The 23,065-nt window shown below is 65.7% G+C and carries 24 protein-coding genes; 18 read left to right on the forward strand and 6 right to left on the reverse strand.

The window, feature by feature from the left end; translation table 11 throughout:
* The first annotated feature begins 199 nt into the window (after nt 1-199).
* The 3 genes from ileS (at nt 200) to BLT50_RS09720 (ending at nt 3,880) form a co-directional block, all read left to right on the forward strand.
* Complete coding sequence (gene ileS, locus BLT50_RS09710; protein WP_090028480.1) at nt 200-3,109, forward strand: isoleucine--tRNA ligase; 2,910 nt, start codon at nt 200-202, stop codon at nt 3,107-3,109.
* Nucleotides 3,110-3,182: 73 nt separating this feature from the next.
* On the forward strand, nt 3,183-3,428 hold the full coding sequence (locus tag BLT50_RS09715; protein WP_090028481.1) for a DUF3253 domain-containing protein: 246 nt from the start codon (nt 3,183-3,185) through the stop codon (nt 3,426-3,428).
* Nucleotides 3,428-3,880 carry a methylated-DNA--[protein]-cysteine S-methyltransferase gene (locus tag BLT50_RS09720; protein WP_090028482.1) on the forward strand — a complete coding sequence of 151 codons (453 nt, stop codon included), beginning with the start codon at nt 3,428-3,430 and terminating at the stop codon, nt 3,878-3,880. The genes BLT50_RS09715 and BLT50_RS09720 overlap by 1 nt, the downstream gene beginning before the upstream one ends.
* 76 nt (nt 3,881-3,956) lie before the next feature.
* On the opposite strand, the gene BLT50_RS09725 is transcribed toward BLT50_RS09720, so the two are convergent.
* The 4 genes from BLT50_RS09725 to fsa form a co-directional block, all read right to left on the reverse strand.
* Nucleotides 3,957-4,664 (reverse strand): CDP-alcohol phosphatidyltransferase family protein, encoded by a 708-nt coding sequence (locus tag BLT50_RS09725; protein WP_090028483.1) that lies wholly within the window; start codon nt 4,662-4,664, stop codon nt 3,957-3,959.
* 1 nt (nt 4,665) lies between these two features.
* On the reverse strand, nt 4,666-5,607 hold the full coding sequence (locus BLT50_RS09730; RefSeq protein WP_090028484.1) for a tyrosine recombinase XerC: 942 nt from the start codon (nt 5,605-5,607) through the stop codon (nt 4,666-4,668).
* On the reverse strand, nt 5,604-6,311 hold the full coding sequence (locus BLT50_RS09735; RefSeq protein ID WP_090028485.1) for a DUF484 family protein: 708 nt from the start codon (nt 6,309-6,311) through the stop codon (nt 5,604-5,606). The genes BLT50_RS09730 and BLT50_RS09735 overlap by 4 nt, the downstream gene beginning before the upstream one ends.
* Nucleotides 6,312-6,465: 154 nt before the next feature.
* Nucleotides 6,466-7,119, reverse strand: coding sequence for a fructose-6-phosphate aldolase (gene fsa / locus BLT50_RS09740; protein ID WP_090028486.1), 654 nt, complete (start codon nt 7,117-7,119; stop codon nt 6,466-6,468).
* A gap of 95 nt (nt 7,120-7,214) precedes the next feature.
* Here fsa and BLT50_RS09745 point away from each other — a divergent pair, with 95 nt between their 5' ends.
* Together BLT50_RS09745 and BLT50_RS09750 are read left to right on the forward strand one after the other, a co-directional pair.
* Nucleotides 7,215-9,404 (forward strand): primosomal protein N', encoded by a 2,190-nt coding sequence (locus BLT50_RS09745; RefSeq protein ID WP_090028615.1) that lies wholly within the window; start codon nt 7,215-7,217, stop codon nt 9,402-9,404.
* Nucleotides 9,405-9,573: 169 nt separating this feature from the next.
* The gene (locus BLT50_RS09750; protein WP_175491445.1) at nt 9,574-10,719 is read left to right on the forward strand and encodes a flavin-containing monooxygenase; all 1,146 of its coding nucleotides are present in this window, start codon (nt 9,574-9,576) and stop codon (nt 10,717-10,719) included.
* On the opposite strand, the gene BLT50_RS09755 is transcribed toward BLT50_RS09750, so the two are convergent.
* Nucleotides 10,689-11,753 (reverse strand): YeeE/YedE family protein, encoded by a 1,065-nt coding sequence (locus tag BLT50_RS09755; protein ID WP_090028488.1) that lies wholly within the window; start codon nt 11,751-11,753, stop codon nt 10,689-10,691. The two genes, BLT50_RS09750 and BLT50_RS09755, sit on opposite strands and share 31 nt — an antisense overlap.
* 202 nt (nt 11,754-11,955) lie before the next feature.
* On the opposite strand from BLT50_RS09755, the gene BLT50_RS09760 reads away from it, so the two are divergent.
* The 4 genes from BLT50_RS09760 to BLT50_RS09775 all read left to right on the forward strand — a co-directional run bounded on the left by BLT50_RS09760 (nt 11,956) and on the right by BLT50_RS09775 (nt 15,963).
* On the forward strand, nt 11,956-13,188 hold the full coding sequence (locus BLT50_RS09760) for an MFS transporter (protein ID WP_090028489.1): 1,233 nt from the start codon (nt 11,956-11,958) through the stop codon (nt 13,186-13,188).
* Nucleotides 13,189-13,268: 80 nt separating this feature from the next.
* The gene (locus BLT50_RS09765) at nt 13,269-14,609 is read left to right on the forward strand and encodes an MATE family efflux transporter (protein ID WP_090028490.1); all 1,341 of its coding nucleotides are present in this window, start codon (nt 13,269-13,271) and stop codon (nt 14,607-14,609) included.
* Nucleotides 14,610-14,640: 31 nt separating this feature from the next.
* Entirely contained in the window at nt 14,641-15,513 is an 873-nt protein-coding gene (locus BLT50_RS09770) for a 50S ribosomal protein L11 methyltransferase (protein ID WP_090028491.1), read from the forward strand.
* 138 nt (nt 15,514-15,651) lie between these two features.
* Complete coding sequence (locus tag BLT50_RS09775) at nt 15,652-15,963, forward strand: hypothetical protein (protein WP_175491446.1); 312 nt, start codon at nt 15,652-15,654, stop codon at nt 15,961-15,963.
* A gap of 122 nt (nt 15,964-16,085) precedes the next feature.
* Here BLT50_RS09775 and BLT50_RS09780 read toward each other — a convergent pair whose 3' ends face one another.
* A complete protein-coding gene (locus BLT50_RS09780; protein ID WP_090028493.1) occupies nt 16,086-16,289 on the reverse strand; it encodes a DUF1127 domain-containing protein in 204 nt (67 codons plus the stop codon).
* 330 nt (nt 16,290-16,619) lie between these two features.
* Between BLT50_RS09780 and ruvC the strand changes: the two genes are divergently transcribed.
* The 9 genes from ruvC to BLT50_RS09825 all read left to right on the forward strand — a co-directional run bounded on the left by ruvC (nt 16,620) and on the right by BLT50_RS09825 (nt 23,051).
* Nucleotides 16,620-17,126 (forward strand): crossover junction endodeoxyribonuclease RuvC, encoded by a 507-nt coding sequence (gene ruvC / locus BLT50_RS09785; protein WP_175491447.1) that lies wholly within the window; start codon nt 16,620-16,622, stop codon nt 17,124-17,126.
* Nucleotides 17,123-17,800 (forward strand): Holliday junction branch migration protein RuvA, encoded by a 678-nt coding sequence (gene ruvA, locus BLT50_RS09790; protein WP_090028495.1) that lies wholly within the window; start codon nt 17,123-17,125, stop codon nt 17,798-17,800. The genes ruvC and ruvA overlap by 4 nt, the downstream gene beginning before the upstream one ends.
* 8 nt (nt 17,801-17,808) lie before the next feature.
* Nucleotides 17,809-18,837, forward strand: coding sequence for a Holliday junction branch migration DNA helicase RuvB (ruvB, locus tag BLT50_RS09795; protein ID WP_090028496.1), 1,029 nt, complete (start codon nt 17,809-17,811; stop codon nt 18,835-18,837).
* 127 nt (nt 18,838-18,964) lie between these two features.
* A complete protein-coding gene (locus tag BLT50_RS09800) occupies nt 18,965-19,597 on the forward strand; it encodes a hypothetical protein (protein WP_175491452.1) in 633 nt (210 codons plus the stop codon).
* Entirely contained in the window at nt 19,597-20,142 is a 546-nt protein-coding gene (gene thpR, locus BLT50_RS09805) for an RNA 2',3'-cyclic phosphodiesterase (protein WP_090028497.1), read from the forward strand. The genes BLT50_RS09800 and thpR overlap by 1 nt, the downstream gene beginning before the upstream one ends.
* Before the next feature lie 10 nt (nt 20,143-20,152).
* The gene (gene ybgC / locus BLT50_RS09810) at nt 20,153-20,551 is read left to right on the forward strand and encodes a tol-pal system-associated acyl-CoA thioesterase (RefSeq protein ID WP_090028498.1); all 399 of its coding nucleotides are present in this window, start codon (nt 20,153-20,155) and stop codon (nt 20,549-20,551) included.
* Nucleotides 20,552-20,751: 200 nt separating this feature from the next.
* Nucleotides 20,752-21,447, forward strand: coding sequence for a protein TolQ (tolQ, locus tag BLT50_RS09815; protein ID WP_090028499.1), 696 nt, complete (start codon nt 20,752-20,754; stop codon nt 21,445-21,447).
* A 3-nt stretch (nt 21,448-21,450) separates the two neighbouring features.
* On the forward strand, nt 21,451-21,927 hold the full coding sequence (gene tolR / locus BLT50_RS09820) for a protein TolR (protein ID WP_090028500.1): 477 nt from the start codon (nt 21,451-21,453) through the stop codon (nt 21,925-21,927).
* An 8-nt stretch (nt 21,928-21,935) separates the two neighbouring features.
* A complete protein-coding gene (locus tag BLT50_RS09825) occupies nt 21,936-23,051 on the forward strand; it encodes an energy transducer TonB (protein WP_090028501.1) in 1,116 nt (371 codons plus the stop codon).
* Nucleotides 23,052-23,065 lie beyond the last annotated feature (14 nt).

Genomic DNA, 23,065 nt, shown 5'->3' on the forward strand with positions numbered 1-23,065 from the left:
CGCCGGACATGCGCGCGCGACCACTGGACGCCCGCGGCCACCCGGCCTATAACCCGCGCCATGATGTATTTCGCGGCCATCATCATTCGAATTACATGCCCGGCGCTCTGACAGGAACGAGCCGCCGGGAACTCAGGCGTATGGACCTCCGCGCCGCCCTCATCCCCAGATTTTGACGATACGTAAAGGACGCCCAGACATGTGCGCCGAAACGCCTGACTACAAAGACACGCTGAACCTGCCGAAAACCGATTTCCCGATGCGCGCCGGATTGCCCGCGCGCGAGCCCGAGTGGCTGGAGCGCTGGAAACGGATCGGCGTCTATGACCGCCTGCGCGACAAGGCGAAGGACGGGTCGCGCAAGCCGTTCACCCTGCATGACGGCCCTCCCTACGCCAACGGTCACCTGCATATCGGCCACGCGCTGAACAAGACGATCAAGGACATGATCGTGCGCAGCCACCAGATGATGGGGTTCGACAGCCGCTATGTGCCCGGCTGGGACTGCCACGGCCTGCCGATCGAATGGAAGATCGAGGAACAATACCGCGCCAAGGGCCAGGACAAGGACCAGGTGCCGGTGATCGATTTCCGCCAGGAATGCCGCAAGTTCGCCGAAGGCTGGATCGACATCCAGCGCGAGGAATTCAAGCGGCTGGGCATCACCGGCAACTGGGACGACCCGTACCTGACGATGGATTTCCACGCCGAGCGCGTGATCGCCGAGGAGTTCATGAAGTTCCTCATGAGCGGCGTGCTTTACCAGGGGTCCAAGCCGGTGATGTGGTCGCCGGTCGAAAAGACAGCGCTGGCCGAGGCCGAAGTGGAGTATCACGACCGCCAGACCGATGCGGTCTGGGTGCCGTTCGACATCGCCACGGGTGCAAGCGGTGATGCCGAGGGCGCAAAGGTCGTGATCTGGACGACCACGCCCTGGACGCTGCCGCAGAACCGGGCGATCTGTTTCGGCCCGGAAATCGCCTATGGCCTTTATGAAATCACCGGCACGCCGGACGAATGCTGGGCCGCAAAGGGCGACCGTTACCTGCTGGCCGACGATCTGGCCGAAGAGGCGCTGGGCGCGATGCGGCTTGAGACCGGCATGTATCGCCGTTTGCGCGATGTGGATGCGGCCGAGTTGTCGGCGCTGGTCTGCGCGCATCCGCTGCGCGGGGCCGAAGGCGCTGCGGGCGAGTGGGATTTCGACGTGCCGCTGTTCGCGGGCGATCACGTGACCGCCGATGCGGGCACGGGCTTTGTGCATACCGCGCCCAGCCATGGCGACGACGATTACCAGATCGGGCTGAAGCACGGGTTGGAGATGACCTTCAACATCATGGATGACAGCAGCTTCCGTGCCGACCTGCCGTTTTTTGGCGGGCAGCGCATCTATGATGACAAGGGCAAGGCCGGGGGCGCCAACAAGGCGGTGATCGACAAGCTGGTGGCGCTGGGCAAGCTGCTGGCGCGTCGTCGCATCACCATCTCGGACGCGCATTCCTGGCGGTCCAAGGCGCCGGTGATCCGGCTGAACCGCCCGCAATGGTTTGCCGCCATCGACCGCGAGGTGGGCGATGGGCAGGACACCTATGGCACCACGATCCGCCAGCGCGCGCTGACATCCATCGACCAGCTTGTGAAATGGACGCCGCAATCGGGGCGCAACCGGCTGTATTCGATGATCGAAAGCCGCCCCGACTGGGTGTTGTCGCGCCAGCGCGCTTGGGGCGTGCCGCTGACCTGTTTCATCCGGGTTGGCGCCAAGCCGGGCGATCCCGGTTTCCTGCTGCGCGATCCGGCGGTCAATGCCCGCATTTCCGAGGCGTTCGAGGCCGAGGGCGCGGATGCCTGGTACAAGGACGGGGCCAAGGAACGGTTCCTGGGCTATGATTATGACCCGGCAGAATGGGAACAGGTGTTCGATATCCTCGACGTCTGGTTCGACTCGGGTTCGACCCATGCCTTCGTGCTGCGCGACCGTGCGGACGGCACTGCGGACGGCATCGCCGATGTCTACATGGAAGGGACCGACCAGCATCGCGGCTGGTTCCATTCCTCGATGCTGCAGGCCTGCGGCACGATCGGGCGCGCGCCCTATCGCAATGTCGTCACCCACGGGTTCACGCTGGACGAGAAGGGCAACAAGATGTCCAAATCGCTCGGCAATACCATCGTGCCGGACGAGGTGATCAAGCAGTACGGCGCCGATATCCTGCGGCTCTGGGTGGCGCAGACCGATTACACCGCCGACCAGCGGATCGGGCCGGAGATCCTAAAAGGGGTGGCCGACAGCTATCGCCGCCTGCGCAACACGATGCGTTTCATGCTGGGTGCGCTGGGTCATGTGTCGGATGCCGACCTGGTCGCACCGGCCGAGATGCCGGAATTGGAACGCTGGGTGCTGCACCGTCTGGCCGAACTGGATGAACAGGTGCGCGCGGGCTATGCCGCGTTCGATTTCCAGGGCGTGTTCCAGCAGCTTTTCAATTTCTCCACCGTGGATCTGTCGGCGTTCTACTTCGATATCCGCAAGGATGCGCTGTATTGCGATGGCGACACTGCGCGCCGCCGTGCCGCGCGCACGGTGATGGACCTGTTGTTCCACCGCCTGACCACGTGGCTTGCGCCGATCCTGCCCTTCACGATGGAAGATGTGTGGCTGTCGCGTTTTCCGGGCGATGACAGCTCGGTCCATCTGCAGGACATGCCGGCCACGCCCGACGACTGGCGCGACGAGGCGCTGGCGGCGAAATGGGCGATGGTGCGCCGGGCCCGCCGTGCGGTGACCGCCGCGCTTGAGGTGCAGCGCACCGACAAGGTGATCGGCGCCAGCCTCGAGGCGGCGCCGGTGGTGCATGTGGCCGATGCCGACATGCTGGCGGCGCTGAAATCGGTCGCGTTCGAGGATGTGTGCATCACCTCGGATATCGTTCTGACAGCCGATCCGTCGCCGTCCGAGGCGTTCCGCATGCCGGAGGTCGAAGGCGTGGGCGTGGTGTTCGAAAAGGCCGATGGCGAGAAATGCCAGCGCTGCTGGAAAATCCTGCCCGATGTCGGCCAGCATGCCCATCCGGCGACCTGCAAGCGCTGCAACGACGCGCTGGGCTGACCGGCCCGGTTTCGTCTGGCGCAAAGGACAAGGGGGGCAGACAGCCCCCCTTTTTCGTTTCATTGTGACGCACATGAGCGTGACCGACGAGGAAATAGCGGCGATGCTGATGGCGCTTGCCCATGCGCGCGGACCCGGCAAAAGCTTTTGCCCGTCCGAGGCGGCGCGGCGCCTGTCGGATGACTGGCGGCCGCTGATGGCGGATATACGGCGTGTCGCGGCCGGTTTGCCGCTGGCCGCCACGCAAAAGGGTGTTCCGGTCGCGCCGGTGCAGGCGCGCGGGCCGATCCGGCTGCAGCTTGAACAGGGGACGGATTGATGCCGCGAAAGACCATCGACAGCCCCGTGGGCGCGTTGACATTGACCGAGGCGGATGGCGCGATCACCAGCTTGTCATGGGGCGGCGAAGGCGCGGACGACACGCCGTTGTTGCGCGCTGCGGCCGAACAGCTGGACGACTATTTTTCCAATCGGCGCAAGGTGTTCGACCTGCCTCTTGAAGTGCGCGGAAGCGATGCGCAGGCGCGTATCTGCGCGGCGATCGCCGCGATCCCGTTCGGCGAAACACGGACTTATGGCGATCTTGCGCGCGACCTGGATCTGCCCGCGCAGGCGGTCGGGCGGGGATGTGGCGGCAACCCGATCCCGATCCTGATCCCGTGCCATCGCGTCCTGGGGGCGCAAGGGCTGGGCGGTTTCTCGGGCGGGACGGGGATCGAAACGAAAATCTGGCTTCTCAGGCATGAGGGTGCGGCCGGTTTGCTGATCTGAGCCTTGCCGAACCCGAACATAACCGCGCGGTTTATCCACAAAACCGCGCGGTTTCAGCGCCGGTTTCGAACCCTGATCACGCGTTATCCACAGAGCCGCGCTCGGGCACGATCTGTTGAAGGACACCCACGGCGACAAGATAGAGGCTGGTCAGCACAAGGCCCCAATGCGCCCAGCTTTCGGGGTGAAAATCGACCCAGGCGGCCCATCCGGCGAAGAAGGTCCATGCCAGCGCGATGGGCAGCGACAAGCCGCGCCAGCGTTCCGTGCGGACGGGGTGAATGAATTTCAGCGGCAGGAACATCGCCACGGCGAGGATCGCGACGATGGCGAGGATGACGTAGAAATTCGGCTCGATCGCGAAAAGGACGATCACCACCATGTTCCAGCAGCCGGGAAAACCGGAAAAGGAATTGTCCTTTGTCTTCATGCGGGTATCGGCAAAGTAGACGACACTGGCATAGGTGATCACGATGATGGCAAGCCATCCCGTCCACCCCGGTAGGAGGTCGGATTTGAACAGCGCGTAGGCCGGGATGAAGACATAGGTCAGGTAGTCGATGATCAGGTCCATCAGCACGCCGTCGAATTCGGCGGCGTTGGTTTTCACGTCGTATTTGCGCGCCAGCGGCCCGTCTATGCCGTCCACCGCGAAGGCGACGACAAGCCAGAGGAACATCAGGCTCCATTTCTCTTCGACGGCGGCAAGCAGGGCCAGCATGGCGAAAACAGCCCCGGTCGCCGTGAGAAGATGAACCAGTATCGCCTTGATACGCAAAGACAAATCAACCTGCCTTTCGGCCGCGCGCGGCCTTTGGATGGGTGGCGTCATACACTTCTAGCAGGCGCGCTGTATCCACCGCGGTATAGGCCTGCGTGGTCGACAGCGACGCGTGGCCCAGAAGTTCCTGGATGGCGCGCAGATCGCCGCCGGAATTGAGAAGATGGGTGGCAAAGCTGTGCCGCATCGCATGTGGCGTCGCACTGGCCGGAAGGCCCAGCTGCATGCGCGCCTGTTCCATCACCTTCTGGATGGCGCGCGGGTTCAACGTTCCTCCCCGTGCGCCGCGAAACAGCGGCGCTTTTTGTTCTTTTTCATAAGGGCTTAGCGCGAGGTATTCATCCACTGCCCTGCGCGCGGCGGGCAGCACCGGCACGACGCGTTCCTTGCCGCCCTTGCCGCGGATGCGCAGCACGTCGGGCAGCGGCGCGTCCGCGCCGGTCAGCGACAGTGCCTCGGAAATACGCAGGCCAAGACCGTAAAGCAGCGTGACAACCGCCGTGTCCCGCGCGGCGATCCATGGCTCACGCGCTTGGCATTCGACGCGGTCCAGCATTTCGCGCGCGGCGTCCTCGGCCAGGGGGCGCGGGAGTTTCTTTTGGAATTTCGGGGATCTGGCGGCCAGAACTGCGGTGGGTTCGAACCCTTCGCGCTCGGCCAGCCAGCGGTAGAAGCTTTTGACCGCGGACAGCTTGCGCGCCAGCGACCTTGGCCCAAGGTCCGGTCCACGCGTCGCGGCCATCCAGGCGCGCATGTCCGATGTGCTGACGCGCGCCAGCGCCCCAAGCCACTGGCTGTCGCCCTTGTGCATGGTCATGAAGGACAAGAAGCCCAGAACATCGCGGCGGTAGGCCTCGATCGTGTTGTCGGACGCGCCTTTCAGCGCTTTCTGGCGCTCCAGCCAGTCGGCCAGCGCCTGTGTCGCGGCTGGTGAAACCAGGCTCATGACAGCCAGCGGCGCATTGCCCGTTCGAACACGCCCGCGAAAAAGCCCAAAAGATCGGTGCCCTGCGACGGGGCGAACTGGTGCGGGTCTTCGGCGCCCATCATCAGCATGCCAGGCAGGCGGCCCTTGCCGAAATCCAGGCGCAGGCAGGCTTCGGAGCGGATCCAGCCCGCGGCCTCGCCATAGATCGCCTCGCTGCCTTCCTCCATCTGGCGCAGAGTCACCTGGCGCGCCGGCCTGCCGCGTCCGCCGGTCAGGTAGGCGTCGATGAACCCCGGTTCGGCCACGCTCAGCACGTCGCCCAGCCGCTGCACCGCCGGATCGGTGTCGGATTGCACCGATTCAAGCACCAGCTTCACGATGTCGACGCGCAGGATGTCCGCCACCTCGCCGCCGAGATCGCGCAGGAAGGTTTCGAAATCCACAGGGTCCAGCATGCGCAGGATCGCACGGTGCACCTGGTTCGTGCCGGCAAGGTTCTCATAGGCCGCCGCGATGACCGAGCGGTGGGTGTCTTCCAGCCGGTCCAGCCGCGCCTCGAGCCGGTCCATCGCGATGCCGCGCAGATCGACCACGTTGCCGCCCATCGCGCGTTCGTTCGCCGCGACCAGTGCGCGCATCAGGTCGTGATCCTCGAGGATCATGTCGGGCTGTTCCAGGATCTTGTCACGCAATGCGGCGTCGATCTGGGGCTTGGTGGTCATGCGCGCCTCGGTACATTTCACCCGACCATAACAAAGCAGGGTGCGTTTTTGTCGTATTTTTTGGTTCTGTTGCGGGATCGGGGGGGGATTTGTCAACGCATAAGGCCCGCCGCGCGGGCGGGCCCTGCCAGAAAATCCGCGACTGTGTCGGGGATCAGACGATCTTGATCCCGGCCGCCTCGGCATCTTTCAGGAACTGTTCCAGCCCCTTGTCGGTCAGCGGGTGCTGCGCAAGCTTGCGGATCACCTCGGGCGGGGCGGTCATGATGTCGGCGCCGATGCGGGCGGCTTCGGTGACATGATTGACCGTGCGGATCGACGCCGCGAGGATTTCGGTTTCGAACCCGTAATTGTCATAGATCTGGCGGATATCGGCGATCAGCTGCATGCCGTCGAGGTTGATATCGTCCAGCCGCCCGATGAAGGGCGAAATGAAGGTGGCACCGGCCTTGGCCGCCAGAAGCGCCTGGTTGGCCGAAAAGCACAAGGTGACGTTGATCATGTGGCCCTCGGCCGACAGCGCCTTGCAGGCTTTCAGCCCGTCCCAAGTCAGCGGCAGCTTGATGGCGATGTTTTCGGCGATGGTGGCCAGTTTGCGGCCTTCGGCGATCATGGCCCCGGCCTCGGTGGCGACGACCTCGGCGGATACGGGGCCGTCGACGAGATCGGCGATCTCTTTGGTCACTTCAAGGATGTCCCGGCCGGATTTCTTGATCAGCGACGGGTTGGTGGTGACGCCGTCCACGATGCCAAGCTCGTTCAGTTCGGCGATGGCGTCGATCTCGGCGGTGTCCACAAAGAATTTCATTTCGGGCCTTCCTTTCGGCGGTGGGCTTGCTCCGCCCCGCCTTTACCTCATAGACCTAAAGCCCGAAACCCCATTTGGCGAAAGGTGCCGCAGGCGTGAGCGATTTCTTCCACGAAGGCGAACTGGTCGCGGTGCTGACCACCCAGCCGCTGGACCGGCTGCTGGATTACCGTGCGCCCGAAGGGGGATGTTTCGCCGGGGCCTTCGTCGAGGTGCCGTTGGGCCCGCGCAAGGTGCCGGGCGTGGTCTGGGGACCGGGCAAGGGCGATTACGACCGTTCGAAAATCCGCCCCGTGACCCGCGTGCTGGACGTGCCGCCCATGCGCGAAGAGATGCAGACGTTCCTGGCGCGGGCGGGCGATTACACGCTGACGCCGCTGACGCAGATGCTGCGGCTGGCCACGCGGGCGCCGGGCCTGGGCGATCCGCCGTCGATGCGGCGCATTTACCGGCTGGGCCAGGGCGCGCCCGACCGCGTGACGGATGCGCGCACAAGGGTGCTTGAGGTGCTGCGCGATTACGGCGGGCTGGCCTTTACCCTGGGCGAGCTGGCCGAGATGGCGGGCGTGTCCACATCCGTCATCAAGGGGCTGGTCAAGCAGGGGGTCGTCGCCGAAGAGGACAGCCCGCGGGATCTGCCGTTTCCGCCGCTCGACCCGGATTATGGCGGAAAGGATCTGACCCCGGCGCAGGCGGCGGGCGCGGCGCAACTATGCGCGGGCGTGCAATCTGGCGGGTACGGAACCACGCTTTTGCGGGGGGTCACGGGATCGGGCAAGACCGAGGTCTATCTCGAGGCGGTGGCCGAAACTCTGCGGCAGGGACGGCAGGCGCTGGTCCTGTTGCCCGAGATCGCGCTGACGCAGGATTTCATCACGCGGGTCGAGGCGCGGTTCGGCGCAAGGCCGGCCGAATGGCATTCGGGCGTGACCATGACGGAACGTCGAAGGATCTGGAAAATGGCGGCCCAGGGTGGCGCCGAACTGGTCGTGGGGGCGCGCTCGGCGCTGTTTCTGCCTTATCGCGACCTTGGGCTGATCGTCGTCGATGAAGAACACGACACATCCTACAAGCAGGAAGAGGGCGTTCTTTACAACGCGCGCGACATGGCGGTGCTGCGTGCCTCGGTCTGCGGGGCGCAGGTGGTGCTGGCCTCGGCCACGCCGAGCCTGGAAAGCTGGGTCAATGCCGAAGCGGGCAAGTACGAAAAGCTGGTTCTGGACGACCGGTTCGGCGACAGCGTGCTGCCCGAGATGCGCGCCGTCGACATGCGCGCCGAAACCCTGCCGGGCGATCGCTGGATATCGCCCACGCTGCAGCAGGCGGTGGCGGCGCGGGTGGCGCAGGGCGAACAGGCGCTGCTGTTCATCAACCGCCGCGGCTATGCGCCGATCACGCTGTGCCGGGCCTGCGGGCACCAGATCGGCTGTGACCATTGCGACGCGCGGATGGTGGAGCACCGGTTCCTGAAACGGCTGGTCTGCCACCAATGCGGCGAGACAAAGCCGATGCCGGAAAAATGCCCCTCATGCGAGGCCGAGGGCCGGCTTGCCCCGGTGGGCCCGGGTGTCGAGCGGTTGACCGAAGAGGCGCAGGCGCTGTTTCCAGATGCGCGGATCGCGACGCTGAGTTCGGACCTGTTCGGATCGGCGCGCGCGCTCAAGGAACAGATCGCCGCCATCGCCGCGGGCGAGGCCGATATCATCATCGGCACCCAGCTTGTGGCCAAGGGGCACAATTTCCCGCTCTTGACGCTGGTCGGGGTCATCGACGCCGATCTGGGGCTGCAGGGGTCGGACCTGCGCGCGGCGGAACGCACGTTCCAGCTGATGCGGCAGGTGGCGGGTCGGGCAGGGCGCGCCGAGAAGCGCGGGGTGGCGATGCTGCAGACATTCCAGCCCGAGCACCCGGTGATCCGCGCGATCCTCGCGGGCGAGGAAGAGGCGTTCTGGCGCGCCGAAGCGGCCGAGCGCAGCGTGGCTGGTGTGCCGCCGTTCGGGCGGATGGCGGGCATCATCATCTCGTCGCCGGACGCGCAGGTGGCGTTCGATATCGGCAACCACCTGGCGCGGGCGGACGCGCCCCTGCGGCAGGTGGGCGCGCAGGTTTTCGGCCCCGCGCCCGCACCGATCGCCCGCGTGCGCGGGCGGCACCGCGTGCGGCTGCTGGTCAAGGCCGACAAGGGCGTGGCGCTGCAGGGCGCGCTGCGGGCCTGGGTGGGGCAGTTGCGGCTGCCCGCACAGGCGCGACTGGCCGTCGATATCGATCCGCAAAGCTTTTTCTGACGCGCGCCGCGATCCGAATGCGTGGCTGCGCCACTCTCTAACAGTAGGGTCAGGGGGCGCTGCCCCCTCGGCCTGCGGCCTCACCCCCGGGATATTTGCCGGAAAGAGAAAGACTGCGGGCTTGTCTTTCGCGGCGCTCTGTCCGAGCCTGCCTGCGGGAGGAGATGGTTTGCACGATGTCGTGGTGATCGGGGCGGGGCCCGCCGGGCTGGCGCTGGGTGCGTGTCTGCGCGCCGAGGGGCTGGACCCTGTGATCCTGGAACGCGAGGCTTGCGTGGGCAGCGCGTGGCGGCGGCATTACGACCGGCTTTCGCTGCATACCGACCGGGACCGGTCGCACCTGCCGTTCACGCCCTTTCCGCGCGACTGGCCGCGTTACGTGCAGCGGGCGCAGGTGGTCGAGTACCTGGATGCCTATGCCGGCCACCACGGCCTCGTGCCACGGTTCGGCGCCGAGGTGACTGGTTTGGTCCGTCAGGATGCCGGGTGGCGTGTGGCGCTGAAGGGTGGCGAAGAGTTGGAGGCGCGGCAGGTGATCCTGGCGACCGGCGTGTCCGAGACGCCGTTCCGCGCGACCTGGCCGGGATTGGACGGGTTTCCCGGCGCGGTGCTGCATACCCGTGACTATCGCAGGCCGGATGACCTGCCGGGGCAGCGCGTGCTGGTGGTGGGGTTCGGCAATTCAGGCGGTGAACTGGCCATCGACCTGGTCGAGGCGGGACGCGATGTGGAAATCGCGGTACGCTCGCCGGTGAACCTGCTGCCGAAAGAGCTGCTGGGCCGGCCCATCGGCAATTGGGATGTGTTGCAGAAGATTTTCCCGTATCGCGTGGCCGATGCGATCACGGCGCCCGTACTGCGCTGGATGCTGGGCGATTACAGCCGCTACGGGCTGCGCAAGGCCAGCAAGGGGCCGATCGCGCAGATCCGGGAAGACGGGCGCATCCCGCTGATCGACCTTGGAACGCTCGACCTGATGCGTGCGGGCCGGTTGCGGGCGCGGCCGGGCATAGAACGCGTGGACGGCGCGACCGTCAGCTTCACCGACGGGACGGCGGGCGATTACGACGCGATCCTGCTGGCGACGGGTTATAGTGTCGATCTGCGCCCGCTGCTGGGCGAGATGCCCGGTGTGCTGGACGGCACGGGCCGGCCGTTGCGCTCGGGCGAGGAGCTGGCGCCGGGCCTGTGGTTTTGTTCCTACCACACCGTGCCGAACGGGCAGTTGCGCGAGATCGCGCGCCAGGCGCCGGTGATCGCGCGGGGTGTGGCTGCGGCGGTGGCTCAGGCGGCGGCGCGGGCGCCGGCGCGCTGATCGACGAGAAAATCGGTGAGCATCGCGCCGATCCACATGCAGAAGAGCGCAAGCCATGCGGTACCGGCAAAGATCGACCCGCCGGTCACGCCCGCGCCGATCGCGCATCCGCCGGCCAGCATCGCGCCAAAGCCCATCAGCACCGCCCCCGTCATCGAGCGGCGCATGTTGGATTCGTCGGAAAATCCCTGGAACTTGAACTCGCCCTTCAGCAGCGACGAGACCATCGAGCCGACGACCACGCCGGGCACGAGGCCCACCGAGAATTGCATCACCTCGTTGCGGTCCAGGAAGAACATCAGCGTATGCGCCGAGGGACCGGAGAAGGTGACGCTTTCGATCGTCACCGGATCAAAGGCAATCTGGCTGAGCGTGTAGGTCGCGACCCAGCCCACCGCCACGGAAAAGCCGACGCCTGCGCCGAAAATCAGCCGGCTGGCGGAAATCTTGTTCTTCCAGGATACGTAGAGCGCCAGCAGTGCAAAGACGATACCGATTGCAAGGCCCGCCCATTGCGGCAGCCCGAGTGCGGCCAGCAGGTCGAGGTTGCGCCCGCCGGAGGTCGTCCAGAGCGCGGCAAGATCGTTGCGCACGTCCGAGAGGATGCCCGACAGGCTCATTTGTGCGACGACGGCAAAGATAAGCCCCGAAACGACCGAGCGCAGGTTGCCGGTAGCGGCCAGAACCAGCAGGCGCCCCGAACAGCCGCGTGCCAGAACCATCCCGACGCCGAACAGAAGCCCGCCGATGATCGCGCCGGACCAGCTGCCCGGCACGGCCATGTGCCGGCTTTCGGCGGCATCGAACAGACCCAGAAGCTGTGCGGCCTGCACCCAGACAAGCGCGGTGGAAAAGGTCAGGAACCACACCGCGACCTTGTCGCCCATCTGTCCGCGGGCAAATTCGACGGTCGCCGCGCGCAGGCAGAACCGCGAGCGTTGCGCGGACACGCCGAAGATCACGCCGGTGATCAGGCCAAGCAGGGCGGCTGTCGGTGTTTCCCCGATGCGTTCGACAAGGGCTAGCAGGTCCATCGCGCGTCTCCGATCCTCGGTAAGCTCGCCCGCATATGTCAGATCGCGGTGCGAAACGCCTTGATTCAGATCAGACAGCGGGCGGGGCTGGCCAGGTGAGGCGGCGACGCTTTTCGCGCTATGCGGATTGTGCAAAGCCGCCCTGCATGGCCGCACATGCTGGCCTCTCGCCAAGTTCCGAAAAAGGGCGTAAGGGCAAGGGATGAAAACCATGCCCCTTGCCGACGCGCGGGCCTTGCCGCTCTGGCGCAGGCCGACATCGCTGCTTTTCGCGATGGCGCTTGCCATGCCGATTGCCTTTGCCACCTGGTCGGCATTGCTGAACAATTTCGTGGTCGAGGTCGCGCAGTTCGATGGCGCGGATATCGGCCTGCTGCACACGGTGCGCGAAATCCCGGGCTTTCTTGCCGTGGGCGTCATCGCCGTCATCATGTTCGTGCGCGAACAGGTGCTGGGGCTGGTGTCGCTGATCCTGCTGGGCGCGGCCACCGCGATCACCGCTTGGTTTCCCAGCCTGGGCGGCATCCTGACGATCACCATGCTCAGCTCGATCGGGTTTCACTATTACGAGACGGTGAACCAGTCGCTGCAATTGCAATGGCTGCCCAAGGAGCGCGCGCCGCAGATCCTGGGCTGGTTGCTGGCGGCCGGGTCGGCGGCGACGCTGGTGGCCTATGTGCTGATCGTGCTGACCTGGGAGGCGTTCGATCTGTCCTACAACCTGGTCTACCTGGTGTCGGGCGGAATCACGGTGGCGCTGGCGGCTTTCTGCTTGCTGGCCTATCCGCAATTCGAGGCGCCGAACCCGCAGCTTAAAAAGTTCATCCTGCGCCGGCGGTACTGGCTGTATTATGCGCTGCAGTTCATGGCGGGCGCGCGGCGGCAGATCTTCATGGTCTTCGCCGGGTTCATGATGGTCGAGAAGTTCGGCTTTGACGTGCACGAGGTGACAGGGCTGTTCCTGATCAACCTGGTGATCAATATGGGGCTGGCGCCGGTATTCGGCCGTGCGGTGGCGCGGTTCGGGGAACGCAATACGCTGGTCTTCGAATATTCCGGGCTGGTGCTGGTGTTCCTGGCCTATGGCGGGATCTACTGGTTCGGCTGGGGCGTTCTGCTGGCCTCGGTGCTTTATGTGATCGACCATATGCTGTTCGCGCTGGCGCTGGCGTTGAAGACCTATTTCCAGAAGATCGCCGATCCCGGCGATATCGCACCGACGGCGGCGGTGGCCTTTACCATCAACCATATTGCCGCGGTGGGGCTGCCCTGGGTTCTTGGCCTGTTGTGGCTGGTGTCGCCCGCGGCGGTGTTCGGGCTGGCCGCCTCGATGGCGGCCACGTCGCTGATCCTGGCGCTGATGATCCCGCGCCACCCCGAGCCCGGCAACGAGACGGTATTCTCCCGCTTCGTCGCGGCGGCGCCGGCGGAATAGGCGATGCTGGCGCGCGTCACCCGGTGCGCTAGTTTCCACGCGGCGGGCCGAAGCGCCCGAAAAGGAGAGTAACGAGGACCATGTCGCAGAGCGCGAAATTCACCACCGGATCGACCCTGCGCCATGTCGTCGTGATGACGCTGACCGGCTCACTCGGGCTGAGCTTCATGTTCCTGGTGGATTTCCTGGCGCTGTTCTGGATCAGTCAGCTTGGCCGGGAAGAGCTGATTGCGGCGGTGGGCTTTGCCGCGACGATCCAGTTCTTCCTGATCTCGATCTCGATCGGGATGATGATCGCCGCGGTGGCGCTGGTCAGCCGTGCGCTGGGGCAGGGGGATCCCGACCGAGCGCGGCGGATCGCGACTTCGGCCATGATTTACGCCGTGGCGGTGCAGGGAATGATCGCCGTCACCGTCTTTGTCCTGCGCGAGCCCATCCTGCGGTGGTCGGGCGCCGGGGGCGTGGTGCTGGAGGTGGCGTCGACATTTCTTGGCATCTCGGTCGTGTCGCTGCCGCTGATCGCGCTGGGGATGAGTTCGGCCGCGGTACTGCGGGCTGCGGGCGAGGCGTGGCGCGCGATGATGGTCACCACCACCGGCGGGCTGGTGGCGCTGGTCGTCGATCCGATCCTGATCATCCTCATGGGCCTCGGGGTGCCGGGGGCGGCGATGGCGATCGTGATCTCGCGTCTGGTGATGGCTTGCGCCGGGCTCTACTGGGTTTCCGGCAAGGGCCTTCTGACGCGGCCCGCGTTTTACGATCTGCGCGACATGATGGCGCCTTTCCTGGCGATCGCGTTGCCGGCCGTGGCGACACAGGTGTCCACCCCGTTCGGCAACTGGGTGCTGATCCGCGCGATGGCCGAACATGGCGAAAGCGCGGTTGCGGGGCTTGGTGTCGCCGCGCGCCTGCAGATCCTCGGCTTCGGTGGGATATTCGCGCTGTCAGGCGCCATCGGCGGCATTATCGGGCAGAACCACGGCGCGGGCCTGTCCGACCGCGTGCGGCAGTCCTATCTCGATGCGTTGAAATTCTGCGCGGTCTATACCGCCGTGGTCTGGGCACTGATGGTGGCCTTTGCCGATCCGCTGGCGCGCGCCTTCGGGCTGAGCGGGCTGGCGGCCGAGGTCGTGCACTGGTTCGCGCTGATCGGGGCGGGGTCGTTCATGTTCACCGGGGCGTTGTTCGTGGCCAATGCCGCCTTCAACAACCTGGGCCGGCCGATCTGGGCGACGATGGCCAACTGGGCGCGCGACGGCGGCATGATGGCCCCCTTTGCCTTTGGCCTGGGCGCGATGTTCGCGGCGCCGGGCGTGATCGCCGGGCAGGCGCTGGCCAACATCCTGGCGGGCGTTCTGGCGGCATGGTTCGGCTGGCGCTTTGTCAGCCGCGGGCTTGACCGCGCGGCGCACCCGGCCTAACGCGAGGGCGGCCAAGACAGGAGATGCCGCCATGCCCACATTCACCGCGCTGACCACTTTGATGGGAAAGGACCGCGCCGAAGCGCTGGGCGAGGCGGTGGAACGCCTTGTTCCCGAACCGACCGGCGTCGGCGTATTCGAGATCGAGGACGATTCCGGCCTGTGGGAAGTCGCGTGCTATTTCACCGAAGCACCCGATGACACCGGGCTTGCGCTGCTGGCCGCGGCGCATGACGCCAAGCCGTTCGCCGTGTCGGAACTGCCCGAGACCGATTGGGTGGCCAAGGTGCGCCGCGAACTGACCCCGGTCGAGGCCGGGCGCTTTTTCGTCTACGGCAGCCACGACGCCGACAAGGTGCCCGACGGCTGCGAGCCGCTGCTGATCGAGGCGGCGATGGCATTTGGCACCGGGCATCACGGCACGACGCTGGGCTGCCTGCGCGCGCTGGACCGGCTGGCCAATGACGGATTTCACGGGCGCAACGTCGTGGATGTCGGCTGCGGCACCGCCGTGCTGGCAATGGCTGCGGCGCGGATCTGGCCGGAAACGGTGCTGGCCAGCGATATCGACGCGGTTGCCGTCGAGGTGGCCGAGGCGAATGTGTCGGCCAACGGGCTGGACGACCGCGTGCGCTGCCTAGAGGCGACCGGGTTCGATCATCCTGATCTCAAGGCCGCAGCGCCCTTCGACCTTGTCTTTGCCAATATCCTGAAAGGTCCGCTGATCGCCCTGGCGCCGGATGTCGCGGCATATACCCAAAAGGATGGGAAAGTGATTCTTTCGGGGATTTTGAACACGCAAGCGGATGAGGTTATCGCCGTTTATGCACGTCATGGCATCAATCTTGCCCATCGCGAAGAGATTGGTGAATGGACGACGATAACGCTTGTGAAAAAAGGCTAATTCCCCGCAAAAATGGGGCGCGTTTTAGGCGCCTGCCCCATTTCTGCCGCAATCTGACATCATAAATAATTCCAACGCTGGTGGGGGCCAGCAATGGAGTTTGAGATGGTCGATGCTGCCACTGACTTTCACAAGCGCATGACGCGTATCAACAAGCGCCACGCACGCCTGTCGCACGGTTATATTTCCATCGTCGGCAAGGACGGGCTGATCATCACCAAGCCCAAGCGCCGCACGGGCGGTTTCCCGCTGCGTGTGATCTCTCTGATGATCCTGGTCTTTTTCGGTTTCAAGGTTCTGCTGATTTCGCAGCTTGGCCCACAGGGTTATGCCGAGCGTGTCCAGCTTTTGCAAACGGGCACCGCGGTCGAACAGGCCGGCGCCTACATCCTCAAGGCCGATCCGATCAGCAGCGCGCTGGCCGACGGCATCCGCAAACTGTCCCTCTGATCTCTCAATCAGGGTTCTCTACCGCCCCTGCTCAGGTTCAATGGCAGCACCAGGGGGCACAATGAAAAAGGCCGCGTTCCATCGGGAACGCGGCCTTTCGCTTTTCTGGTGGGGCGCAGCGCTCAGGCGCGGCGGGCCACTTCGTCGATGTCGCCACGGCACAGGCCGATGTCTTCCAGCTCACGGTCGGTAAGCTTGGCCAGCGCATTGCGGGTCACGCGGGCGTCGTTCCAGTCCGCGAAAGCGGCAAACAGGCGCGAGAAAACGTTACCGGCACGAGGAGCGGTGCCGAAGGCGGCGGGGCGGTGGGCGTCGAAAGCTGCCATTTTCGTGGTCCTTCAGGTTAAGAATTGTGCGGATTGAAAACCCGCTGTCTGAAGCCGCACTTAGGATGTGTGTTTTCACCTCGCAAGCCATCTTTTTTGCATAGGAGTCATGCAGTGGTTGCATGTGTCCAAAATGCGGCGAAACGCCTTGTAAAAAAGGGCTGAAACGCCTCTGCGAATGTCGGATTCAGACTGTGTGATGGCGCTTTTCGACCACTTGTTTCGCTGCGATGCGGCGAAGGGTCGTTTTTCGACTTCAGCGGTTTGGAGTTGGCGTTTGTTCGCGTTTCGTGCTACTGCGTCAGAAAAGCAACAATCGGCAGGGCAGTGATGCGGATTTTAGGGATCGATCCGGGGCTTCGGAACCTCGGATGGGGCGTGATCGAGGCGCAGGGCAGCCGACTCAGCCATGTGGCCAACGGAATATTGCACTCGGAAGGCGCGGATTTGGCGCGGCGCCTGCTGTCGCTGCACGAACAACTGACGGATATCCTGCATCGTTACGCGCCGGAAACGGCGGCTGTCGAACACACCTTCGTCAACAAGGATGGGGCGGGCACGCTGAAGCTGGGCCAGGCGCGCGCGATTGCGCTGCTGGTGCCGGCGCAGTTCGGGATTGCCGTGGGCGAATACGCGCCCAACGCTGTCAAGAAGACGGTCGTCGGCGTGGGCCATGCCCAGAAAGGGCAGGTCGATCACATGGTGCGGATGCAACTGCCCGGCGCCGATATCGCGGGGCCGGATGCGGCGGATGCGCTGGCGGTGGCGATCTGCCATGCCTACCAGGGGGCGGCCTCGACCAGGCTGGAGCAGGCGGTGCGGAGGGCCAGCGCATGATCGGCAAGATCGCGGGGCGGATCGACTACCGGGCCGAAGATCACGTCCTGATCGACGTGCGCGGTGTCGGCTACCTGGTCTATTGCTCTGACCGGACGCTGGCGGCGCTGCCGCCCGCGGGCGAGGCGGTGGCGCTGTATACCGACCTGCTGGTGCGTGAGGATCTTTTGCAGCTTTTCGGCTTTCCCACCCTGGTGGAAAAGGAATGGCACCGCCTGCTGATGAGCGTGCAGGGCGTTGGCGCCAAGGCATCGCTTGCGATCCTGGGAACGCTTGGCCCCGAGGGCGTCAGCCGCGCCATCGCCCTGGGTGACTGGAACGCCGTCAAGGCGGCCAAGGGCATCGGGCCGAAAACGGCGCAGCGCGTGGTGAACGAACTGAAGGACAAGGCCCCCGGCATCATGGCGCTTGGCGGCACGATGGGGGCGGCCATCGGCGATGACGCCGCCGACGTGATCGAGGACGCGCCCACCGCCACCGCCAAACCGCGCCCCGCGCCCATGCCGCGCGGCAATGCCGCCGCGCAGTCCGAGGCGCTGTCGGCGCTGGCCAATCTCGGCTATGCGCCGGGCGAGGCCGCGGGCGCCGTGGCGCAGGCCGCGGATGACGCGCCCGATGCCGATACCGCCACCCTGATCCGGGCGGCGCTGAAACTGCTGGCTCCGAAAGGGTAGGGCGCGCCATGACCAATCCCGACCCCACCCTGCGCCCCGATCCGTTGCCGGAAGACGGCGATCGCGCCCTGCGTCCGCAGGCGCTGGACGAATTCATCGGTCAGGCCGAGGCGCGGGCGAACCTCAAGGTGTTCATCCAGTCCGCCCGTCAGCGCGGCGAGGCGATGGATCATACGCTGTTTCACGGGCCCCCGGGGCTGGGCAAGACCACGCTGGCGCAGATTATGGCCAAGGAACTGGGGGTGAATTTCCGCATGACCTCTGGTCCGGTGCTGGCCAAGGCCGGCGATCTGGCGGCGATCCTGACCAACCTGGAAGCGCGTGATGTGCTGTTCATCGACGAAATTCACCGCCTCAATCCGGCAGTCGAAGAGGTGCTGTATCCCGCGCTCGAGGATTTCGAACTCGATCTCGTGATCGGTGAGGGCCCGGCGGCACGCACAGTGCGGATCGAATTGCAGCCCTTCACGCTGGTCGGGGCCACCACGCGGATGGGTCTTTTGACCACGCCGCTGCGCGACCGGTTCGGCATCCCGACGCGGCTGAATTTCTACACCAAGGAAGAGCTGCACGAAATCGTGACGCGCAATGCCCGCCTGATGGGCGCGCCGGCCACGCCCGAAGGCGCGATGGAGATCGCCCGCCGCTCACGCGGGACACCGCGGATCGCGGGGCGGCTGCTGCGGCGTGTGGTCGATTTCGCGGTGGTCGAGGGCGAGGGCCGTGTGACAAAGGAAATCGCCGATCACGCGCTGACCCGGCTGGGTGTCGACAACCTGGGCCTGGATGGCGCCGACCGGCGGTATCTGCGCCTGATCGCCGAGAATTATGCCGGTGGCCCGGTGGGTATCGAAACCCTGTCGGCTGCCTTGTCCGAAAGCCGCGACAGCCTTGAAGAGGTGATCGAACCTTTCCTGCTGCAGCAGGGCCTGATCCAGCGGACCCAGCGGGGACGGATGCTGGCGCAAAAGGGCTGGACGCATCTGGGGCTGGCTGCGCCGAAGCCGCCCGGACAATCCGATCTTTTCGGAAAGTGACCGCCCGTCGTGACCGTTAACCGCGCGGTTTGCCCACGAAACCGCGCGGTGTCGACGCTTGCACACGACCCGGCCTGCGCGTTATCCCCGCGCCAGCCGACAGGAGAGCCCGATGCAAGACGCCCTGATGACACCCCAAGAGGTCACGCAGCTGTTCACCCGCGCGGACGGGCGGTTCGTGTTCGCGCGCTGGGGCCGGCCCATCGCGCCGGTCGTGTTTGGCGTCGAGGACAGTACGCTTGAGGTGATCAAGGGCGCGCTCGAGGCGGTGGCGGCCCTGTCGGGGCACAAGCTGGCCGAAACCGACCCCGAGCTTGGCGCCAACCTGATGGTGTTCTTTTTCCGTGATTGGGACGAATTGCCCGAGGTGCCCAACCTGGATCGGCTGATCCCCGATCTCGGCCCGCTGGTGGCGCGGCTGAAATCCGTCGATGCCAACCAGTACCGCGTGTTCCGTTTTGACGAGGCGGGCGGGATAAAGGCGGCTTTTGTTTTCGTGCGCATGGATGCGGAATTGTCGAAACTGCCCGCCGATGTTCTGGCGCTCAGCCAGGTGGTGCAGACCTTCCTTCTTTGGTCGGACACGGCGTTCACCGATCGGTCGCCGTTGGCCGTGCTGCAGGATAGCACGATCCTGCGCCCCGATATCGCCGCGCTTGTTCGCGCGGCTTACGATCCGGTGTTGCCCGTTGCCGCAGACGATCCCTCGCATGCGCTGCGGCTGCAGGCGCGGATGCAGGCCGCGCCGCCGGACGCCTGATGCGGTGTTTCATCGGCCTGCCCCTGCCGGACGATGTCTGTGTGGCGCTCGCCGACCTGACGGCGGGCCTGCGGACCGGCCGGCCCGTGGCCGAGGACAATCTGCACCTGACGCTGGCCTTCCTGGGTGACGTGGAACTGCCCGAACTCGAGGCGCTGCATGCCGCGCTGTCGGATGTCGCCTTTGCGCCTTTCGATCTGCGGCTTGCCGGGCTCGACATGTTTGGGGGGCGGCGTCCGGCGGTGGTGTTCATCCGGGGCGATGGCGGCGAGGCCCTTCTGCGGCTGCAATCGCGCGTCACGGCGGCTGCGCGATCTGCCGGGATCGACCTGCGCCGCGAAAGGTTCCGGCCGCATGTGACGCTGGCGCGTTTCCGGCGCGACATGCGGGTCGAGGATACGGACAAGCTGGGCGCTTTCCTTGCCGCCCATGGCGATGCGGCGCTGGCGCCTTTCGGCGTCGATGCCTTCGCTCTCTACCGTTCGACGCTGCACCCCGACGGCCCGGTCTACGAGGTGCTTGCAGACTATCCCGCATCGGCCTAGCGTGCGGGCCATGAGCGAAGAAAGCCCCAAGGTCTATACCCTGCCGATCCGCGTCTATTACGAAGACACGGACATGGCCGGCATCGTCTATTACGCCAATTACCTGCGGTATATCGAACGCGGCCGCAGCGAATGGGTGCGCGAGGTGGGGCTGGACCAGAACCGCATGAAGGACGAGGACGGGATCGTTTTCGCCGTGCGCCGCGTCGAGGCGGATTACCTTGCGCCCGCGCGGCTGGATGACCGTCTGGACGTTCTGACATGGGTCGCCGAACGCAAGCCTGCGCGCATGATCATGGGCCAGGAGGTGCGGCGGGGCGACAAGGTGCTGTTCCGCGCGCTGGTCACCGTGATCTGCATGACGCTGGATGGCCGTCCGGTGCGCATGCCCGTCTGGGACGAGGGCTGATCCCGCTTTCACACCGCCGAAGGCGCCTGCCGGAGTGAATTTGCCCGGACCGCGCGCTGCGATCCGGCCCGGCGGGTTTCCGCGTAGTCGATATGGTAGCGCAGCCGTGATGCAGTTCCTGTTGGCTTTCCCCTTACCTATGGGGTAGTTTGCGGGCAAAAGGCCCTGAAAAACGGGGCCACAGACAACGAGCAGGCAGAATGGAAGCAGAAACCCTTGCACTGGCGCAGGAGATGGATTTCTCCATGTGGTCGCTTTTCGCGCGCGCCACCCTTACCGTGAAACTCGTGATGATCCTGCTGATCGTGGCCTCGTTCTGGTCATGGTCGATCATCGTTCAGAAACTCATCGCATACCGCAAGGCGCGGGCAGAGGCGGCGGTGTTCGACCGCGCCTTCTGGTCGGGCGAGCCGCTGGACGAGCTGTTCGACCAGATCGGCGCCGATCCCGCCGGCCGGTCCGAGCGTGTCTTTGCCGCCGGCATGATCGAATGGCGGCGAAGTCACCGGCAGGATGGCGGGCTGATCGCCGGGGCACAGGCCCGCATCGACCGTTCGATGGACGTGGCGATTGCCAAGGAAGCCGAGGATTTGCAGGGCGGTCTGTCGGTTCTGGCCACGGTCGGGTCGGTCACGCCGTTTGTCGGCCTGTTCGGTACAGTCTGGGGGATCATGCATGCCTTTATCGGCATCGCCGAGCAGCAGAACACCAATCTTGCCGTTGTCGCGCCCGGTATCGCCGAGGCGCTGCTGGCCACCGGGCTTGGCCTGCTGGCCGCCATCCCGGCGGTGATCTTCTACAACAAGCTGAGTGCGGACAGCGATCGCATCGTCGCGGGGTACGAGGCGTTTGCAGACGAGTTCTCGACCATACTCAGCCGTCAGCTGGATTCCTGAACCATGGGCGCAGGTGTGATCCAGAAGGACGGGGGCGGCGGGCATCGCCGGCGTCGGCGCGGCGGTCGCGCGCGTCCGATGTCGGAAATCAACGTCACGCCCTTTGTCGACGTGATGCTGGTGCTGCTGATCATCTTCATGGTGGCGGCGCCGCTGATGACGGTGGGCGTGCCGGTGGAATTGCCCAAGACCGCGGCGAACGCGTTGCCCGGCGAACAGGAAGAACCCCTGGCGATCACCATCACTGCGGAGGGTGTGGTGATGATCCAGACCACCGAGGTGCCGCGCGACGAACTGGTCAACCGGCTGCGCGCGATCGCGGCGGAACGAGCCAGCGACCGCGTGTTCGTGCGCGCCGACGGCGCCGTGCCCTATGCCGGTGTCGTGCAGGTGATGGGCGCGCTGAACAGGGCCGGATTTTCCAATATCGGGCTGGTGACGGATACCGGCGGCCCCGCGCTTGACGGGCAGGAGAACTGAGGCCCGCAATGCATGTGGGACACGTCATATCGGGGGCGGGCCATATCGGCCTGATCGGCTGGATTCTGTTCGGCGGCGCCTTTGCGCCGTCGCCGGAACCGTTCGAGGTGACCGAGGTGGCGATGATTTCCGGGGCCGAGTTCGATGCATTGATGCGCGGGCAGGAGCCGCCCGAAACCGCCACGCAGGTGGCCTTGCCCACACCGCCCGAAACCGACGAGCCGCCCGCGCCCGCACCGGCGCGCCCCGAGCCGCGCCCGACGCCGCCCGCGCCCGACGTGACCGAAGCCCCGCCGCCCGATCCCGCGCCCAGCCAGCCCGAGCCGGCCCCGGCCGAACCTGCCGACGTGCAGGACGAGGTGACCGAGATCGCGCCGCCGCCGCAGGAACAGGCGGTGCTGGCGCCAGACCTGTCCGATCGCCCCGTCCCGCGCGAGGCGCCGCGCGTCGCGCCCGAACCGGTCGCCCCGCCGCCGCCCGATGCGCGTGTCGACGACGTGGTGCGCGAAGAGGCCGTGCCGCAGGACAACCCCGACACGCCCAGCCCAGAACAAGAGGCGACCGCCCCCGAAGAGGCGACGACCGAGATCGTGACCGAAGCCGAAGAGAAACCCAGCGCGGCGCCGCTGCGGTCGGTCCGTCCGCAGGCGCGGCCCAACCGGCCCGCTCCGCAACCGCAGACCCAGACCGCCGCCGCGCCTGCGCCCGACCGGGCCGAGACCTCGAGCGCGGTGGAAAATGCGCTTGCCGAGGCTTTGGGGAACGCGCAGGCCACGGGCACGTCGACCGCGCCTTCGGGACCGCCGATGACATCGGGCGAACGCGATGCGCTGCGCGTGGGCGTGCAGCGGTGCTGGAACGTCGGGTCGCTGTCCTCGGACGCGTTGCAAACGACGGTTGTCGTCGGGGTCGAGATGAACGAGGACGCGACACCGATCACCGGCTCGATCCGGCTGATCAGCCATTCCGGCGGCTCTGAAGCCTCGGCCCGGCAGGCGTTCGAAACCGCGCGGCGGGCGATCATCCGCTGCGGCGCCAGCGGTTACGACCTCCCGCGCGACAAGTTCGGCCAGTGGCGCGAGATCGAAATGACGTTCGACCCAAGCAACATGAGGATCAAGTGATGGCCCGTGTCCCT

Origin of the sequence: Lutimaribacter saemankumensis, from assembly GCF_900100005.1 — a bacterium.
Lineage (GTDB): Bacteria > Pseudomonadota > Alphaproteobacteria > Rhodobacterales > Rhodobacteraceae > Lutimaribacter > Lutimaribacter saemankumensis.

Bases quoted from the DNA above. Each gene is read 5' to 3' on its own strand.
- BLT50_RS09780 (WP_090028493.1), bottom strand. From the start codon at position 16,289: ATGGCAGCTTTCGACGCCCACCGCCCCGCCGCCTTCGGCACCGCTCCT.
- BLT50_RS09730 (WP_090028484.1), bottom strand. From the start codon at position 5,607: ATGAGCCTGGTTTCACCAGCCGCGACACAGGCGCTGGCCGACTGGCTG.
- BLT50_RS09800 (WP_175491452.1), top strand. From the start codon at position 18,965: ATGACACCCCAAGAGGTCACGCAGCTGTTCACCCGCGCGGACGGGCGG.
- BLT50_RS09715 (WP_090028481.1), top strand. From the start codon at position 3,183: ATGAGCGTGACCGACGAGGAAATAGCGGCGATGCTGATGGCGCTTGCC.
- thpR (WP_090028497.1), top strand. From the start codon at position 19,597: ATGCGGTGTTTCATCGGCCTGCCCCTGCCGGACGATGTCTGTGTGGCG.
- tolQ (WP_090028499.1), top strand. From the start codon at position 20,752: ATGGAAGCAGAAACCCTTGCACTGGCGCAGGAGATGGATTTCTCCATG.
- ileS (WP_090028480.1), top strand. From the start codon at position 200: ATGTGCGCCGAAACGCCTGACTACAAAGACACGCTGAACCTGCCGAAA.
- ruvB (WP_090028496.1), top strand. From the start codon at position 17,809: ATGACCAATCCCGACCCCACCCTGCGCCCCGATCCGTTGCCGGAAGAC.
- BLT50_RS09765 (WP_090028490.1), top strand. From the start codon at position 13,269: ATGTCGCAGAGCGCGAAATTCACCACCGGATCGACCCTGCGCCATGTC.
- ruvC (WP_175491447.1), top strand. From the start codon at position 16,620: ATGCGGATTTTAGGGATCGATCCGGGGCTTCGGAACCTCGGATGGGGC.
- ybgC (WP_090028498.1), top strand. From the start codon at position 20,153: ATGAGCGAAGAAAGCCCCAAGGTCTATACCCTGCCGATCCGCGTCTAT.
- fsa (WP_090028486.1), bottom strand. From the start codon at position 7,119: ATGAAATTCTTTGTGGACACCGCCGAGATCGACGCCATCGCCGAACTG.
- BLT50_RS09825 (WP_090028501.1), top strand. From the start codon at position 21,936: ATGCATGTGGGACACGTCATATCGGGGGCGGGCCATATCGGCCTGATC.
- BLT50_RS09735 (WP_090028485.1), bottom strand. From the start codon at position 6,311: ATGACCACCAAGCCCCAGATCGACGCCGCATTGCGTGACAAGATCCTG.
- BLT50_RS09760 (WP_090028489.1), top strand. From the start codon at position 11,956: ATGAAAACCATGCCCCTTGCCGACGCGCGGGCCTTGCCGCTCTGGCGC.
- BLT50_RS09720 (WP_090028482.1), top strand. From the start codon at position 3,428: ATGCCGCGAAAGACCATCGACAGCCCCGTGGGCGCGTTGACATTGACC.
- ruvA (WP_090028495.1), top strand. From the start codon at position 17,123: ATGATCGGCAAGATCGCGGGGCGGATCGACTACCGGGCCGAAGATCAC.
- tolR (WP_090028500.1), top strand. From the start codon at position 21,451: ATGGGCGCAGGTGTGATCCAGAAGGACGGGGGCGGCGGGCATCGCCGG.
- BLT50_RS09775 (WP_175491446.1), top strand. From the start codon at position 15,652: ATGACGCGTATCAACAAGCGCCACGCACGCCTGTCGCACGGTTATATT.
- BLT50_RS09770 (WP_090028491.1), top strand. From the start codon at position 14,641: ATGCCCACATTCACCGCGCTGACCACTTTGATGGGAAAGGACCGCGCC.
- BLT50_RS09755 (WP_090028488.1), bottom strand. From the start codon at position 11,753: ATGGACCTGCTAGCCCTTGTCGAACGCATCGGGGAAACACCGACAGCC.